This window comes from Dactylosporangium sp. NPDC049140 (assembly GCF_040648435.1).
In genome coordinates, this window is the sequence record NZ_JBEZDS010000014.1 from 18709 (window position 1) to 36015 (window position 17307).

Sequence of the window (17307 nt, forward strand, 5' to 3'; positions counted from 1 at the left end):
GCCCGGCCGCGGGCCCCCGGAGCCGGTGTCACGGGTAGATCGTCAGCTTCGGCGGCGCGGTGCCGGTCGGGGTGACCCCGAAGCTGGACAGGGTGAGCGTCATCATCTCCTTGAACGCCGGCGCGGCCACCGAGCCGCCCGCGCCGCCCGGCACGTGGGCGTTCACCGCGATCACGTAGCGGGGCGCCTCGGCCGGGGCCATGCCGATGAACGACACGACGTCGCCGTCGGCGTACCCGCCGTTCTGCGGCAGCTTCGAGGTGCCCGTCTTGCCGGCGATGCGGTAGCCCGTGATCGCCGCCTGCTTGCCGGTGGCGTCGTCGAGCGTGGTCACGCCCTCGAGCATCACCCGCAGCTCCTGCGCGACCTGCGGGTCGAGCACCCGGCGGGTCTGCTGGGCCGGCGGCTTGGTCACGGTGCCGTCGGGCGCGATGATCTTCTTGACCAGCGTCGGCTGGACGTAGAGGCCGTCGTTGGCGATGGTGCCGTACACCGCCGCCATCTGCAGCGCCGTCGTGGCCACGCCGTTGCCGATCGGGATCGAGCCGGGGCTGGAGCCGGTCCACTCGTTGGGCGGCAGCAGCTGGCCGGGCGACTCGTTGGGCAGCCCGACGCCGGTCCGCTGGCCGAGGCCGAACTTCCGCTGGTACTCGTAGAGCTTGTCCTTGCCCAGCTGGTCCGCCACGGCGATGGTGCCGACGTTGGACGACAGCGCCAGGATGCCCGGGATGGTCATCTGGGTGCCGTCCTTCTGCGGCGGGTGATCGGTGTAGGTGGTGCCGCCCTTCTTCACCTTCGAGTTCACCGTGACCGTGGTGCCCGGGTTGATGATCCCCTCCTGCAGCGCGGCGCCCATGACGATCACCTTGTGGATCGAGCCGGGGTCGAAGACCGTCGCGGTGCACTGGTCCTTGAGCAGGTTCGGGTCGGTGCTGCCCGGGTCCGCGGAGGCGAAGGACGGGTAGCTGGCCATCGCCATCACCTCCATCGTGTGCGCGTCGAGCACGATGGCGGTGGCGAAGTCGGCGCCCAGCGGGCCCATGCGCTCGGCCAGGGCGCTCTGCACCGAGAACTGCAGGTCCTGGTCGATGGTGAGCTCCACCGAGCTGCCCGGGCGGGCCGGCTTGAGCTCCTCGTAGCTGTAGTACGGCAGCGGCTTGTCGAGCTCACCCTCGCCGTGCTCGTACACGTGCAGCCCGTCGACGCCGCGCAGCACCGAGTCGTACTGCTTCTCGATGCCCATCTGCCCGTTGAGGTCGGGCTTCGACGTGTAGCCGATGATGTTGGAGGCCAGGTCGTACCCGGGGATCTCGCGGCGCTCGTCGCGGTCGACCTTGAGCGCGCCGACGTGCAGGGCCGCGATGCGGTCGCCGTCGGCGGGCTCGATCTGGTGCACGAGGTACTCGAAGCGCACGTTGGTCTTGCCGTCGGAGGCCTTGTGCGGGGTCATCTTGCGCACGAGGTCGGAGCGCGGCACGCCGTACTTGTCGAGGATCGTGAAGAGCTTGTCGGCCAGGGCCTCGGGGTCCTTCACCGCCATCGGGTCGACGGCCACGTAGCGGGTCTCGACCGAGTGCACCATGATCTTGCCGTTGCGGTCGAGGATCGAGCCGCGCGAGGCGGGCAGCACGACGCGCACGAGGCGGTCCTTCAGACCCTCGGCGGCGTACGCGCTCGCATCGGTCAGCTGCAGCTGCACCAGGCGCACGCCGATCGCGGCGAACATCACCAGCGCGAGGACGGTGGCCAGGCGCAGGCGGCGGCGCGGCTCGGCGAGCTTGGGCAGGCCGGGGCGGCGCTTCAGGCGCGGTACCGTCACCCGGCTCTGCTTCTTGCGCACGGGCGCGCGCCTCGGGTTCTTCCGTGGCGGCTGCGCCTTCCGGGCCGGGGCGGTCCGCCGTTGCCGGGGCGCCTCCTCTCCCTCCGGACGCTCCACCGGCGCGGTGCGGCGGCCCCCGCGCGTTCCCGGCTCGGTGCGCGGGGCCTGCTCGGTGCGGCCGCCTCCGCGCGCGGCCTGCTCGGTGCGGCGGCCCCCGCGCGGGGCCTGCTCGACGCGGCGGCCGGCCCGCAACGGCTGCTCGCTGCGGCCGCCCTGGATCACCTCGAGGGCGGGGCGGAACGGATCCCCACGCCCGCCCGCGTCGACCGAGGCGTCGCGCACGGAGCGCCCGCGCGGCGTGTACCGCTTCGCCTCGGACATGGTCCCGCGCAGCGACGGCTCGTCCGCCGCCCGGCCCTCGCCCCCGTCGGAGCGGGAACGGGCGGAGGCACCGGTACCCCCCGCACCGGCGCGACCGCCCGTTCGCTGCCGGCCGGCGGCGCTCCCGCGCTCGGTGGTCTCCCGGCGCCCGGCGCCCCCGCGCCGCTCGCCGCCCCGCCGATCAGGAGTGTCGCCAGCCATGTCCTGACTTCCGTTCGTCGTCCACTATGGACTTGGATGGGTCTCGGCCTACTTGCTCGGCCCGGGCATCTCCAGCTTGGTGCCGTCAGGCAACACCAGGAACGCCGGCGTCCGCGAGGGCACGAGCCCCAGCTGCTTCGCCCGCGACGCGAGCGTCACCGGCGACTCCTTGTTGGCCAGATCGCTGCGCAGCCGCTCCTCGTCGCGGTCGAGGCCCGCCTGCTTGGTCTTCAGCGCGTCGAGCTTGAACGCGTTCTCGGCGATCCGTGTGTTGAGCACGAGGATGCCGACCACGCCGGCGAGCACCAGCACCAGCACCAGCGCCACGAAGGGCGCCCGAGGTGCACTGACCGGTGCCGGCGGGGCCGCTCGCAGGCGGTCCTCCCGGCCCGGCCGGGCGGGATGGCTCGCCGGCCGGCTCGTGGTCTCGTGCTCCGGCGTCTCGTGCTCCGGCGGCGTGTACTCCGGCTGCAGTGCCGTCGTACCGTCGATCTGTGGGTCCCGTCGCGGCTCGAACTCCTCAGCGTTGCGCCCCGTGGTCCGGCCCCCCGACCGCGATCCGCTCTGCTGACTCCTGCGCTGCCGGTCTGCCGGCAATGTCGTCACGTTCATCACACCTCCCCCAGTGTGTCTGCCCTTTTCGGGCGTTCCTTGCGTTCCACCGCACGGAGTCGTACCGACGCCGCGCGCGGGTTGGCCGCTGTTTCGGCCGCGTCGGGGAGCTCGGCTCCCCGGTTGAGCGCCCGCAGCTCCGGTTCGCTGCCGGGCGGCTCGAACGGCAGCTCGACCGGGACGGTCGAGCGGGTCCGCTCCGTGATCGCCCGTTTGACCAGGCGGTCTTCGAGTGAGTGGTAGGACAGCACGACCAGCCGGCCCCCGGGCCGCAGCGCGTCGAGCGCCGCGGGGATCGCCCGCTCGAGGACCGCGAGCTCGCGGTTGACCTCGATGCGCAGCGCCTGGAAGGTGCGTTTGGCCGGATGCCCGCCGGTGCGCCGGGCGGGCGCGGGGATGGCGTCACGGACGAGCTCGGCAAGGCGGGCCGAGCCGGTCAACGGCGACTTCTCCCGTTCCCGGACGATGAACGCGGCGATGCGGGAGGCGAACTTCTCCTCCCCGTACTCGCGCAGGACCCGGGCCAGCTCGCCGTGGCTGTAGGTGTTGAGCACCTCGGCCGCGGTCGTGCCGCGCGTCTGGTCCATGCGCATGTCCAGCGGTGCGTCCTGGGCGTAGGCGAACCCCCGTCCCGCGTCGTCGAGCTGCATCGACGACACGCCCAGGTCGAACAGTCCGGCGTCGATCCGCTCGTCGCCGAGGACCTCGGGCAGCTCGTCGTAGACGGCGTGCACGAGGCGGATCCGGTCGGCGAACGGCGCCAGCCGCTCCCCCGCGAGGCTCAGCGCCTGCGGGTCGCGGTCCAGGCCCAGGAGGCGGGCCTGCGGGTGCGCCCGGAGCACCGCCTCGGCGTGCCCGCCGAGGCCGAGGGTGGCGTCGAGGTACAACGCACCGGGCCGCGTGAGCGCGGGGGCGAGCAGCTCGAGGCAGCGCTCGAGCAGCACGGGCACGTGAACGTCCCGCTCCCCCATCGTCGACCCCCTGCCGGCGGCGGGGTTCGCGGCCCCGCCGTGGTGCTGTCACCGTGCTCCAAGTGCGCGAGCGCCGTACCGCCAGCTCCCCATCCGCCCCTCCGCCCTGGCACCGGGGAAGTGGTGTCAGGACTTCGAGAAACTCTGAGCGGCTGGAGAGCTGCCGGTACGGCGGCCTCAAAAGTTCGGTTACTGCAGTTGGACCTCACAGCCCTCCCGGCAGCACCCCCTCCTCGATGCCCGCGAAGTCCTCTTCGCTTTCCGCGAGGTACGTGTCCCATGCCTGGCGATCCCAGATTTCAACCCGGGTGCTCGCCCCGATCACCACGAGGTCACGATCCAGCGCGGCATATTCGCGCAGATGCTGCGGGATGGTGACCCGGCCCTGGCGGTCGGGAACCTCGTCGTGGGCGCTGGCGAAGAACACCCGGCCGTAAGCCCGGGCCGCCTTGTTCGTCATCGGCGTGGCGCGCAGCTGTTCGGCGATCCGGGCGAACTCGGCGCCGGGGAACACGTAGAGGCAGCGCTCCTGTCCCTTGGTGATCACGACACCTCCCGCCAGCTCGTCCCGAAACTTGGCCGGCAGGATCAACCGGCCCTTTTCGTCCAGGCGAGGAGTGTGGGTGCCCAAGAACACGGACAACCACCCCTTCCCACCGCGAACGGTCCCCCCGGGGCCGGCCGAGCCCCCCGGCTCCGCCATCGCGCTCCACTGTACTCCACTTCCCTCCACCGTCAACGGAAAACCACCCGATCCGGGCGTGGTCTCGGTGAAGAATTCCCACGTCAAACGGGGTGGAGCCGGGTGGAGGAGCCCGGGCGTGCCCGATCGGTGGAGGCGTTCCCACAAGTTCAAGAATCCGGACAAATCACCCGGGAAGGCAGACATCTCCGCGCTCTCGGCGCGTACGGGGCCGCCGGTGGAGGGAAGTGGGGAGCCGCGGGGAGCGAGTGGGCCCATTGGGGGTGTCGCCCGCGCCGGGTAGGGTCAGCGCATCCCCGGACACCGTGAGAGCGAGATGACGGACAACAAGCTGCCGATGCGGGCCAAGCTCGCCACCTCCCTGTCGCGCGGCGCCGCCGCGCTCTCGCGCGCCACCGGACGAGGCGACGGATCGGTCATCGGTGGCCGCATCGGCCTCATGATCGACCCCAATCTCCTCGCCGAGCTCGCCGCCGGCCGGCAGATCGCACTGATCTCCGGCACCAACGGCAAGACGACCACCACCCGCCTCACCGCGGCCGCGATGGGCGTGCTGGGCGACGTGGCCACCAACAGTCTCGGCGCCAACATGCCGACCGGGCACACGTCGGCCCTGGCCAAGGCCGGCGCCACGCCCTATGCGGTGCTGGAGGTCGACGAGCACTACCTCAAGCAGGTGCTCGACCAGACCCGGCCGCGGGTCGTCGCCCTGCTCAACCTCAGCCGCGACCAGCTCGACCGGGCCAAGGAGGTCGCCATGATGGCGGCCCTGTGGCGCGACGCGCTGCCCGGCCGCGGGCTGCACCTCGTGGCCAACGCCGACGACCCGATGGTCGTGTGGGCCGCGGGCAAGGCCGTGGCCGAGGGCACCCCGGTCACCTGGGTCGCCGCCGGCCAGCGCTTCCACGACGACTCCTGGGTGTGCCCGGAGTGCGGCGCCTCCATCGAGCGCAACGGCGAGCAGTGGGCCTGCGTCGAGGGCAACCTGAGCCGGCCGGTCCCCCACTGGACGGTGTCCGGCGACGGCGTGGTCGACAACACGGGGACGTACCACCAGATCACGCTGCAGCTGCCCGGACGGGTGAACCGCGCCAACGCCGCGACCGCCCTGGCCGTCGCCGCGCACTTCGGGGCGCCCCCGGCCAAGGCGGCGCCGGAGCTGTCCAAGGTCGCCTCGGTCGCCGGCCGCTACGCCACCGTGCACCGCGACGGGCGCGTCATCCGGCTGCTGCTGGCCAAGAACCCCGCCGGCTGGCTGGAGTCGTTCGACATGGCCGAGAACGTCCCCACGCTGCTGTCCATCAACGCCCGGGACCCCGACGGACTCGACACGTCCTGGCTGTACGACGTCGACTTCTCCCCGCTGCGCGGGCGCCGGGTGCTCATCACCGGCGACCGGGCCATGGACCTCGCGGTGCGGCTGGAGGTCAACGAGGTGCCGTTCGAGCACGTGCGCTCGTTCGGCCAGGCGCTCTCGCTGGTGCCGCCGGGCCGCCTCGAGGTCATCGCCAACTACACCGCCTTCCAGGACATCCGAGCGGAGCTGGACCGTGTCAACTGAGTCCCACCTGCGCCTGATCTGGCTGTACCCGGACCTGCTGTCCACCTACGGCGACCGCGGCAACCTGCTCATCCTGGCCCGCCGGGCCGACCTGCGCGGGCTGCCGGTGGAGTGCGCCGAGGTGCGCGCGGACCACCCGGTGCCGACCAACGGCGACGTGTACCTCATCGGCGGCGGCGAGGACGGCCCGCAGGCGCTGGCGGCCGAGCGCCTGGCCGCGGACCGGGGCCTGCACCGGGCCGTGGAGCGGGGCGCGACGGTGTTCGCGGTGTGCGCGGGCTACCAGCTCATGGGCCACTCGTTCTTCGCGAAGGGGGCGAAGTACCCCGGCCTGGACCTGCTGGACATCGACTCGGACCGCGGCGAGACCCGCGCGGTGGGCGAACTGGCGGGCGAGATGCACCCGGCGCTGGGCCTGCCGGCGCTGACCGGCTTCGAGAACCACGGCGGCCGCACCCACCTCGGCCCGGGCGTGAAGCCCCTGGCCAAGGTGACCACGGGCATCGGCAACGACGGGCAGTCCGAGGGCGCCTGGAACGGGCGCATCCTCGGGACCTACTCCCACGGCCCGGCCCTGGCCCGCAACCCCGGCCTCGCGGACCTGCTGCTGCGCTGGGCGACCGGCGCGACCATGGAGCCGATCGACGACCGCTGGCCGACGGCCCTGCGCAACGAACGCCTCAGCGCGATCGCGAAGTAAAGAAGGGGCCGGCCCGCAGGCCGGCCCCCTTTGTTCAGAACTTCAGGCCACGATCGAGACCATGCGGCCCTTGACCACGATGACCTTCTTCGGGGTCTTGCCCGCCAGCTGCTCGGCCACCACGTCCAGGGCGGCCGCGCGCACGGTGTCCTCGTCGGCGTCGGCCGGGACCTCGACCTTGCCGCGCACCTTGCCGTTGACCTGGACCGGGTACGTCACCGACTCGGCCACCAGGTAGGCCTCGTCCGCGACCGGGAAGCCCGCGTAGGCCACCGAGGACTCGTTGCCCAGCCGCTGCCACAGCTCCTCGGCCAGGTGCGGGGCGAACGGCGCGATCAGGCGGACCAGCGGATCGGCCACCTCGCGCGGGGTGCCCGCGGCGGAGATCTGGGTGACCCGGTTGGTCAGCTCGATCATCTTGGCGATGGCGGTGTTGAAGCGCATCTCCTCGATGTCGCCCCGCACGCCGTCGATGACCCGGTGCAGCAGGCGGCGCGTCTCGTCGTCCAGCGCGTCGTCGCTCACGCGCACGGCGTCGGTCTGCTCGTCCACGACCAGGCGCCAGACGCGCTGCAGGAAGCGCTGCGCGCCGACGACCGCCCGGGTCTCCCAGGGGCGGGAGACGTCCAGCGGGCCCATCGACATCTCGTACACGCGGAAGGTGTCCGCGCCGTACCGCTCGCACATCTCGTCGGGCGTCACGACGTTGCGCAGGGACTTGCCCATCTTGCCGTACTCCCGGCTGACCTCCCGGTCGCCGTAGAAGTACTTGCCGGCCTGACGCTCCTCGACCTTCTCGGCGTCGACGTACACGCCGCGGTCGTCCTTGTACGCGTACGCCTGGATGTAACCCTGGTTGAACAGCTTGCGGAACGGCTCCTCGGACGAGACGAAGCCGCGGTCGAACAGCACCTTGTGCCAGAAGCGCGCGTACAGCAGGTGCAGCACCGCGTGCTCGACGCCGCCCACGTACAGGTCGACTCCGCCGACGTCGCCGGGGTGCTGCGGGCCCATCCAGTACCGCTCGTTGGCCGGGTCCACCAGCTTCGAGGCGTTGGCCGGGTCCAGATAGCGCAGCTCGTACCAGCTCGAGCCGGCCCACTGCGGCATCACGTTCGTCTCGCGGGTGTACGTCTTCGGCCCGTCGCCCAGGTCCAGCGTGACCTCGACCCACTCCTTGGCCCGCGACAGCGGCGTCTCGGGCATGCTGTCGGCGTCGTCGACGTCGAACGTGCGCGGCGAGAAGTCCTCGACGTCGGGCAGCTCGACCGGCAGCATCGAGTCGGGCAGCGCGATCGGCATCCCGGTCCCGTCGTACACGATCGGGAAGGGCTCGCCCCAGTACCGCTGCCGGCTGAACAGCCAGTCGCGCAGGCGGTACGTGATCGCGCCGACGCCGTGGCCGTTCTCCTCCAGCCAGTCGATGATCGAGGCCTTGGCCTCGGCCACTCCCAGCCCGTTCAGGAACGACGAGTTGATCGCCGGCCCGTCGCCGTTGAACGCCTTGCCGTCCTCGGGGAAGTCGGCCGACGGCTGCACCGTGCGGATGATCGGCAGGCCGAAGACCTCGGCGAACTCCCAGTCGCGCTCGTCCTGGCCGGGCACGGCCATGATCGCGCCGGTGCCGTAGCCGGCCAGCACGTAGTCGGCGATGAACACCGGGATCGCCCGGCCGTCGACCGGGTTGGTGGCATACGCCCCGATAAAGACGCCGGTCTTCTCCTTGGCGTCGGCCTGGCGCTCCACGTCGGTCTTCGACGCGGCGAACGCGCGGTAGGCCGCGACCGCCTCGGCCGGGGTCGCCGCCCCGCCGGTCCACCGCTCCGGCACGCCCTCGGGCCAGGCCGCGGGCACCAGCGCGTCGACCAGCGCGTGCTCCGGGGCCAGCACCATGTAGGTAGCGCCGAACAGGGTGTCAGGGCGCGTGGTGAAGACCCGAACCGGGGCGCCGGCCTCAGTGGCGAAGTCGACGTGGGCGCCGCGCGACCGTCCGATCCAGTTGCGCTGCATGGACTTGACCTTCTCCGGCCAGTCCAGCCGGTCCAGGTCGTCCAGCAGGCGGTCGCCGTAGGCGGTGATGCGCATCTTCCACTGGCGCAGGTTGCGCTTGAAGACCGGGAAGTTGCCCCGCTCGCTGCGCCCGTCGGGGGTGACCTCCTCGTTGGCCAGCACGGTGCCCAGGCCCGGGCACCAGTTCACCGGGGCCTCGGAGATGTACGCCAGCCGGTGCTCGTCGACGATCTTCCGCCGCTCGACGGCGGGCAGGCTCTCCCAGTCGCGGCCGTCGGGCGTGCTCCGCGTGCCGGCGGCGAACTCCTCGATCAGCTCCTCGATCGGGCGCGCCTTCTGCTGCTCGGCGTCGAACCACGAGTTGAAGATCTGCACGAAGATCCACTGGGTCCAGTGGTAGAACTCGGTGTCGGTGGTGGCGACGCTGCGCCGGTCGTCGTAGGCCAGGCCCAGGCGGCGCAGCTGGTTGCGGTACCGCTCGACGTTCGCCTCGGTCGTGGTCCGCGGGTGGGTGCCGGTCTGCACCGCGTACTGCTCGGCGGGCAGGCCGAACGCGTCGAACCCCATCGGGTGCAGCACGTTGTACCCGGCCATGCGGAAGTACCGCGTGTAGCAGTCGGTGCCGATGTACCCCAGCGGGTGCCCGACGTGCAGGCCGGCGCCCGACGGGTAGGGGAACATGTCCATCACGTACAGCTTCGGCGCCCCGGCGCGCGGGTGGTTCGGGTCGCTGAGCGGGCCGGTCGGGTTCGGCGCGTGGAAAGTGCCCTGCTCGGACCAGTAGTCCTGCCAGCAGGCCTCGATGTCCGCGGCCATCGCCGCCGTGTACCGGTACGGCGGGATGTCGACCGCCCCGTCGGTCACTGCCTCGCTCATGACTGTCGCCCACCCTCAAGGTCTCGGAATCACCAGCATTGGTTCCCAGTCCGAATCTGTTAGCGCTTCGCGAGGACACATTCGGACTGGGACCCCGATTGTCCGGGCATGAAAAAACCCCTCGCGCAGGAGGGGTCGCCGTGCCGTCGCGAGATGTGTTCGCGTCAGCACGGCTCGCTAAGAAGCCGGACCGCCCGGGTCATAAGCGCAGTGTACCGCAGGCCGAAACGGAAATTCCCGCCCGACCATCGAACTCTCACGCTGCGCTAATGCACCGTCGCCGTGGGTGCGCCGCCCGAGCAGGCGACGTCGTAGCGCAGCCGCTGCCCCTGCCGGAGGAACTCGACCCGGGCCTTGGTGTGCAGCCCGAGATCGGCCTGCACGAGCTGGACCCCGGCCGCGGGCAGCACGCGCAGCACGGTGACCTTGTGGCCGGCGCAGACCGCGACGACCACCCCGCCGCCGGTCTTCACGTCGGTGCTCGGCCCGGGGCCGTTGTCACGCGCGGTCGCGTCCTGGTCCTCGTCGTCGACGGCCGGGGTGACGGACGTCGTGACCGGCGGCTCGGCCGTCGCGGACGGCGTGACCGGCTCCGGCGCAGAGGAATAAGGAACGACCGGCGCCGGCCGGACCGCCTCCGCCGTGGCCCCGGCCGGCTCGCCGCCCGAGCCGCGCAGGGCGACGCCGGTCAGCACGGCGGCGATCGCGACCAGGGCGGCGACGCCGAGCAGCACCCGCTGCCGGCCGCCCGGGTCCTCCACCGGCTCGGTCGCGTCCGGGGACACGCCCGGCAGCAGCGGGAGGGCCACCAGCTCGGTGGTGCCCTCGGGCGGGGTGGCGCCCGGGGCGGGCTCCTGCAGTACCACCGAAAATCGCGGCACGATGCCGGCCGCATGGGCCAGCCGCGCCGCGACCACGACGGCGGCCGGGCGCTCCGCGGGGTCCTTGGCCAGGCACTGCATGTACAGCGCGCGCACGTCGGCGGGCAGGCCGGGCAGTTCGGGCAGGGGCGCCGGCGCGGCCGCCAGGTGCGCCCTGAGCATCTGGGCGGTGGTCTCGGAGCTCCAGGGCAGCCGGCCGGTCAGGCAGCGGTACAGCAGCAGCCCGAACGCGTACACATCGCTGGCCGGCGTGATCTCGCCGCCGACGAGCCGCTCGGGGGCGAGGTAGGCGGGGGTGCCGAGGACCCGCGGGGAGGCCTCGTCCACATCGGGCCGCCCGACGAAGCCGACGATGCCGAAGTCGAGGATCTTGGCCGCTTCCGGGGTGAGCACGACATTGGCCGGCTTGACGTCGCGGTGCACCAGATCGGCGGCGTGCGCGGCGGCCAGCCCGGCGGCGACCTCGGCGCAGATGCGCAGCGCGGCCGGCGGCGGCAGCGGGCCGCCCCGGAGGCGCTCGGCGAGGGTCGGGCCGCGCAACAGCTCCATCACGACGAACGGCAGCTGATCCGAAGTCTCGCCGTAGTCGTACACATTGGTGATGTTGGGATGTGTGAGCCGCGCGGCCGCCCGGGCCTCGAGCCGGATGCGCCGGCGCCAGTCGGCGTCCGCGGCCAGGTCGGAGCTGAGCACCTTGACCGCGACGTCGCGGTCGAGGATCTCGTCGCGGGCGCGCCAGACCACGGACATGCCGCCCTCCCCCAGCCGCTCGGCGAGGAGGTACCGCCCATTGACAAGCTGCCCGGGGTCCACGCGCCCCAGTCTGCCCCAATCGACGCGGACCGACATCTCGGCGACGTCGTTTACGGGGGTTTGGCCGGGGTACGTCCGGGCGTCCAAAAAAGTAGCGCCGACCAGCCGGGCGGGATGTCCGTTATCAACGGATTCCCGTCCGGCGGCGTGTCAATTCCCCGGCTAGCCTGAGGGGATAACAACGGCTCGGTTGCAATCTGATGACAACGTTTTCGTGCAACCGGGCGGTTCACCTACGGGTCATACACCTAACGGTGGCCACAGCACGACCATGAGGAGGCCAGTTGACCAGGCACCGCACGTTCGAGGAACTCGGCGCGCCGCTACCCACGCCCGAGTTCCGCGCCGCGACCGATGCGATCGTCGCCAACATCGAACAGGTCATCGAGGGCAAGACCGCCACCGTGCGGCTCGCGCTGGCGGTGATGCTCGCTGAGGGCCACCTCCTCATCGAAGACGTTCCCGGTGTGGGCAAGACGAAACTCGCCAAGGCACTCGCGCGGTCCATCGACTGCTCGGTCCGGCGCATCCAGTTCACGCCCGACCTGCTGCCCAGCGATGTCACGGGCGTGAGTGTGTACAACCAGGAGACCCGCGACTTCGAGTTCAAGCCGGGCGCGGTGTTCGCCAACATCGTCGTCGGCGACGAGATCAACCGGGCCTCGCCGAAGACACAGTCGGCCCTGCTGGAGAGCATGGAGGAGCGGCAGGTCACCGTCGACGGCGCGACCTACCCGCTGCAGATCCCCTTCATGGTCGTCGCGACCCAGAACCCGATCGAGATGGAGGGCACCTACCCGCTGCCCGAGGCGCAGCGCGACCGGTTCACCGCCCGGATCGCGATGGGCTACCCGGACATGGGTGCGGAGCTGGCCATGCTCGACGTCCACGGCCGCCACGACGCGCTGGACGACCTCGTGCCCGTCTCCGACGGCAGCATCATGCGCCGGATGATCGCCACGGTCCGCGACGTCCACGTCGCCGACGCGGTCAAGCAGTACGCAGTAAACATCGTCACCGCCACCCGCGAGTCTCCCGAGCTGCGCCTGGGCGCCTCACCCCGCGCCACGCTGCAGCTGCTGCGCACCGCCCGCGCCGTCGCCGCCATCGAGGGCCGCGAGTTCGTGCTCCCCGACGACCTGCAGGCGCTGGCCGTGCCGGTGCTCGCCCACCGCGTGATCCCGACGGCCGAGGCGCAGCTGTCCCGGCGCACCACCGACGCGATTATCGCCGAGCTCGTGCACCGGCTGCCGCTGGCGACCGAGCGGCCCCCGCGCTCCCCCTACGACACCCGATCGCAGCGGCCCCAGCAGTACGGGGGCCGCTGAGCATGCGAGAGGCGCTGCGGGGGCTCACCACCCGGGGTCGTAGCTTCCTGGCCGCCGCCGCAGCGGCCCTCATCGCCGCCATCATCCTCGGCGAGCGCGACCTGTTGCGTGTGGCGCTGCTGCTGGCCGCGCTGCCACTGCTGTCCGCGGCCTACGTCGGGCGGACCCGCTACCGCCTCTCGTGCAGCCGCACCCTCGACCCGCACCGCGTCCAGGTCGGCGCGAGCGCGCGGGTCATCCTGCGCCTGCAGAACCTCTCCCGGCTGCCCACCGGCACGATGCTGCTGGAGGACCGGCTGCCCTACGCGCTGGGCTCCCGCCCGCGGCTGGTGCTGGAGAAGCTCGGCGCGCACCAGGCCAGCTCGGTGGCCTACACCGTGCGCGCCGACGTGCGGGGCCGCTACGAGGTCGGCCCGCTGGTCGTGCGCCTGACCGACCCGTTCGGGCTGTGCGAGCTGACCCGGGCCTTCCCGTCGGTGGACCGGCTCACCGTCATCCCGCAGGTGGTACCGCTGCCGTCGGTGCGCCTGGCCGGCGAGTTCGCCGGCTCCGGGGAGAGCCGCGCCCGCTCCGTCGCCGTGCACGGCGAGGACGACGCGGCGACGCGGGAGTACCGCTACGGCGACGACCTGCGCCGCGTGCACTGGCGCTCCACCGCCCGCACCGGCGAGCTCATGGTCCGCCGCGAGGAGCAGCCCTGGGAGAGCCGCGCCACCGTCGTGCTCGACACGCGCGCCACCGCCCACCGCGGCGAGGGCCCGACGGCGAGCTTCGAGTGGGCGGTCTCGGCGGCCGCGAGCGTCGCGGTGCATCTGCGGCACGCGGGGTACAAGATGCGGCTCGTCACCGACGCCGGCGTGGACGTCGACGCGACCGAGATCGACGGCGACGGCCCGCTGCTCGACCAGCTCGCCGACGTGCGGCTGGCCCAGCGCGGGGACATCGCCACGCTCATCGAGAGCGTCCGGCGGCGCAGCGACGGCGGCCTCATCATCGGCATCTTCGGCCTGCTGTCCTCGGCCGAGGCGGAGCTGCTGGCCTCGTTCCGCTCCAACAACGCGACATGCATCGCGCTGTTCATCGACTCGTCGACCTGGCTGAACCTGCCGACGGCGGCGCGCGAGGAGGCCGACCGCGCCCACGGCGTCGCGTCGCTCGCGCTGCTGCGCAGCGGCTGGCGGGTCGTCGAGGTGCCGCACGGGGCGAAACTGTCCGCGCTGTGGCCGCAGTCCGGACGGGGGTCGCAGGGCTTCGCCTGGCGGGCCGCGTCCGCGGAGAGCGTCGCTGGAGGAGTCCGGTGAACCAACGCAAGCACTTGACGCTGATCGCGGCGGGTTCGGCGTTCCTGGCGTCGCTGCCGCTGGTCAACGTCTTCGACCACTACACGTGGGCGATCCGGGCGTTCCTCGTCGTGGCCGTCATGTGCGGGGTGGGGCTGGTGGTGCGCAGCCTGCGGGCCCCGGCCTGGGCGCCGACGGCCGCGATGGCCCTCGCCGCGCTGCTGTCGCTGACCTGGCTGTACCGCAGCCACGAGGAGTTCCTCGGGATCCTCCCGTCGCCGGGCACCATCTCCCACTTCGGGCAGCTGCTGCACACGGCGTCGCAGGAGATGAGCGAGTACGCCACGCCCGTCGCCGACCGCGAGGGCTTCCTGTTCCTCGCCACGCTCGGCGTCGCCGCGGTGGCGCTGCTCGTCGACCTCTTCGCGGTGGTACTGCGCCGGCCCGCGCTGGCCGGCCTGCCGATGCTCGCCATCTACTCGGTGCCGGTCACCGTCGACATCGACACCACCGCCTGGCTGCCCTTCGCGCTCGGCGCCATCGGCTTCCTGTGGCTGCTGGTCACCGACAACGTCGACCGGGTGCGCCGCTTCGGCCGCCGCTTCACCGGCGACGGGCGGGACGTCGACCTGTGGGAGCCCTCGCCGCTCGCCGCGGCCGGCCAGCGCCTCGGCGCGATAAGCGTCGCCGCCGCGGTACTCATCCCACTGGTGCCCTTCGCGATGCCGGCCGGCCTGCTCGACAGCATCGGCGCCGGGGCGGGCGCCGGGGGCGGCGGGATCGGCAACGGCCGCAACGGCAAGTCGGTGAGCATGTTCGCGCTGCTGTCCGGGCAGCTCACCCGCGACAAGTCGTACGACATGGTCAAGGTGACGAACGTCGACGACGACCACCCGTTCTACCTGCGCTTCAACGTGCTCGAGGACCTCAACGCGCGCGGCTTCGCGGCCCGCCCGATCTCCGGCGGCGCGCCCGTGAGCAACGGCCTGGGCAAGCCGGAGTGGAACAGCTCGGTGAAGACCGAGACGCACACCGCGAAGATCGAGGTCACCAACGAGCTCGCGATCAGTTACATGCCGATCTACACGTGGCCGACGAAGATCGACCGGCTGAGCAACCAGTGGTCCTTCGATCCGAAGACCGCGGTGGTGTACTCCGGGAAGGACACCTCGTCCAAGAAGACCTTCACGGTGACGTACCAGCGCCCGGACATCAGCCCCGACCAGCTGCGCCAGGCCGGCGGGCTGAACCTCAACGACCCGGCCCTGAAGGACCTGGCCACGGCGCCGAGCAACCCGTTCGTCAAGAGCAAGGTCGACGAGCTGACCAAGGGCAAGACCAACGAGTACGACAAGGTCAAGGCCCTCTACGACTTCTTCTCGCCCGACAACGGCTTCGTCTACGACATCACCACCGGCCCGGACACCAGCGGCACCAAGATCGCCGACTTCCTGCAGAACAAGCGCGGCTACTGCGCCCAGTACGCGGCCGCGTTCGGCTGGATGCTGCGCGAGGCGAAGATCCCGGCCCGGGTCGCGTTCGGCTTCGCCCGCGGCGGCAAGACCACCGACCGGACGATGACGCTGACCAACTTCAACCTGCACGCCTGGACCGAGGTGTACTTCCCCGGGTACGGCTGGCTGCCCTTCGACGCGACCCCGTCGACGCAGATCAGCGGCGCGGTGACCGCGTCGTACCTGCCGACGGCCGGCACCGTGAACGGCGACGACAGCGTCGACCGGCCCGGCAACGACCGCAACCCGCAGAACGACCCCTCGGCGCCGGCGGCCCAGACCGACACCCACGACAACAACAACGGCGCCGACGCCCAGACCGATAGCACGGACCTGTCGGCCGCGGCGCGGGCCCTGAACTTCGTGACCAGCGCGGCGGGCATCACGCTCCTCGCGGTGGTCGTCCTGGCCCTGCTCCTGGGCACGCCGGCGCTGACCCGCTCCCGCACCCGGCGGCGCCGCCTGGCGTTCGCCGCGGCCCCACCGGCCGGCACCCCCGTGGTCACCGGCGAGGGCCCGACCATGGAGGTCATCCCGGACGAACGGTTCCTCGGGGCGGCCCGGGAGAACGCCCACCGCGCGTGGGACGAGCTCATCGACACCATGGTCGACTACCGAGTGCCGGTGGACGAGGCCGAGACGCCCCGCGCCACGGTCGAGCGCCTGGTCAGGAAGGAACGCCTGCGCGACCAGGCCGAGTCCGGCGCCCGGCTGATCTCGACCGCGGAGGAGCACGCCCGCTACGCCCGCCGCCCGCTCACGGGCCGCGAGCTGCGAACGGCGATCTCGTCGGTGGAGACGGCGTTCGCGGCGAACGCGTCGCGCAAGGTCCGGCTGACCGCCCGCTTCCTGCCCCCGTCGGTCCTGCGCCGCTGGAGGACACGCTTCTCGACCAGCACGAGCGGCGCGGCGCTCTCGGCCGGCCGCGGGTGGGACGGCTTCATGCGAACCGTGAGCTGGCGCCGCATCGTGGCGCGGCGTGCTGATCGGTAGCCACGCTCGTTGAGTCAGGGCCGCCTCCCGTTCTGTCGCGGGGGGCGGCCCTTTTACTTGGCCATTGGTGGCATCGCGGCTTGGTGGCTAGGCTCGTGGAGTCAGGGCCGCCTCACGTTCTGTCGCGGGAGGCGGCCCTCTCGTGCGAAAAGACGGGCGAGCCGCGCTCAGACCGCAGCTGTTACTCGATAAGTCGGGCGCTCCGCGCCACGACTTATCGGATTTTTCGCCTGACAGGTCTTATTTCCGATTTGCGGCAATCACTGGACGCCGGCGTGAAAATCTCACGCGGCGGCCTTTGAGAAATCGGCCGCACGCGGGATTCGGGCCGCGAATGCGGGGGCCTTTGTGCACCGGTTGGCGAAGCCGGCGGCTCGTAGGAGTGCCAAGACCGGGTCTGCAGGCGGGGCGAAGCGGGCGGCTCACCCGAGTGCTCAAACCGTGATGGCCAGCGCGGCGGGCCTCGCACCGGGCGGGCGGAGCCGGCGGCTCACCCGAGTGCTCAAACCGTGACGGCCAGCGCGGAAGGCCTCGCACCGGGCGGGCGAAGCCGACGGCTCACCCGAGTGCTCAAACCGTGACGGCCAGCGCGGAAGGCCTCGCACCGGGCGGGCGAAGCCGACGGCTCACCCGAGTGCTCAAACCGTGACGGCCAGCGCGGACG

The 17307-nt window shown here is 71.9% G+C and carries 11 protein-coding genes; 5 read left to right on the top strand and 6 right to left on the bottom strand.

All coding sequences use genetic code 11. From position 1 onward, the window contains the following. Positions 1-28: 28 nt before the first annotated feature. From AB0B76_RS23310 to mraZ, 4 genes are all read right to left on the bottom strand, one after another. The gene (locus AB0B76_RS23310) at positions 29-2401 is read right to left on the bottom strand and encodes a penicillin-binding transpeptidase domain-containing protein (protein ID WP_360378630.1); all 2373 of its coding nucleotides are present in this window, start codon (positions 2399-2401) and stop codon (positions 29-31) included. Positions 2402-2449: 48 nt separating this feature from the next. Continuing rightward, positions 2450-3007 (bottom strand): hypothetical protein, encoded by a 558-nt coding sequence (locus tag AB0B76_RS23315; RefSeq protein ID WP_360378632.1) that lies wholly within the window; start codon positions 3005-3007, stop codon positions 2450-2452. 5 nt (positions 3008-3012) lie between these two features. Further along, positions 3013-3984 carry a 16S rRNA (cytosine(1402)-N(4))-methyltransferase RsmH gene (gene rsmH, locus AB0B76_RS23320; RefSeq protein WP_360378635.1) on the bottom strand — a complete coding sequence of 324 codons (972 nt, stop codon included), beginning with the start codon at positions 3982-3984 and terminating at the stop codon, positions 3013-3015. A 205-nt stretch (positions 3985-4189) separates the two neighbouring features. After that, complete coding sequence (gene mraZ, locus AB0B76_RS23325) at positions 4190-4621, bottom strand: division/cell wall cluster transcriptional repressor MraZ (protein ID WP_360378637.1); 432 nt, start codon at positions 4619-4621, stop codon at positions 4190-4192. Between the two features lie 382 nt (positions 4622-5003). On the opposite strand from mraZ, the gene AB0B76_RS23330 reads away from it, so the two are divergent. Next, complete coding sequence (locus AB0B76_RS23330) at positions 5004-6248, top strand: MurT ligase domain-containing protein (RefSeq protein WP_360378640.1); 1245 nt, start codon at positions 5004-5006, stop codon at positions 6246-6248. After that, positions 6238-6948, top strand: coding sequence for a glutamine amidotransferase (locus AB0B76_RS23335; RefSeq protein WP_360378642.1), 711 nt, complete (start codon positions 6238-6240; stop codon positions 6946-6948). The genes AB0B76_RS23330 and AB0B76_RS23335 overlap by 11 nt, the downstream gene beginning before the upstream one ends. A 42-nt stretch (positions 6949-6990) precedes the next feature. Here the strand turns inward: AB0B76_RS23335 and leuS are convergent, their stop codons facing one another. Together leuS and AB0B76_RS23345 are read right to left on the bottom strand one after the other, a co-directional pair. After that, positions 6991-9834: a leucine--tRNA ligase gene (leuS, locus tag AB0B76_RS23340; RefSeq protein WP_360378645.1), complete on the bottom strand. Its 2844-nt coding sequence runs from the start codon at positions 9832-9834 to the stop codon at positions 6991-6993. Positions 9835-10100: 266 nt separating this feature from the next. Continuing rightward, a complete protein-coding gene (locus AB0B76_RS23345; RefSeq protein WP_360378648.1) occupies positions 10101-11528 on the bottom strand; it encodes a protein kinase in 1428 nt (475 codons plus the stop codon). A 284-nt stretch (positions 11529-11812) separates the two neighbouring features. Here AB0B76_RS23345 and AB0B76_RS23350 point away from each other — a divergent pair, with 284 nt between their 5' ends. Genes AB0B76_RS23350 through AB0B76_RS23360 form a run of 3 tightly spaced genes read left to right on the top strand, consistent with a single transcriptional unit; the run spans position 11813 to position 16643 of the window. Further along, complete coding sequence (locus AB0B76_RS23350; RefSeq protein WP_360378651.1) at positions 11813-12856, top strand: MoxR family ATPase; 1044 nt, start codon at positions 11813-11815, stop codon at positions 12854-12856. 2 nt (positions 12857-12858) lie between these two features. Next, entirely contained in the window at positions 12859-14157 is a 1299-nt protein-coding gene (locus tag AB0B76_RS23355) for a DUF58 domain-containing protein (RefSeq protein WP_360378654.1), read from the top strand. Next, a complete protein-coding gene (locus tag AB0B76_RS23360; protein WP_360378657.1) occupies positions 14154-16643 on the top strand; it encodes a DUF3488 and transglutaminase-like domain-containing protein in 2490 nt (829 codons plus the stop codon). The genes AB0B76_RS23355 and AB0B76_RS23360 overlap by 4 nt, the downstream gene beginning before the upstream one ends. The last annotated feature ends 664 nt before the right edge of the window (positions 16644-17307 follow it).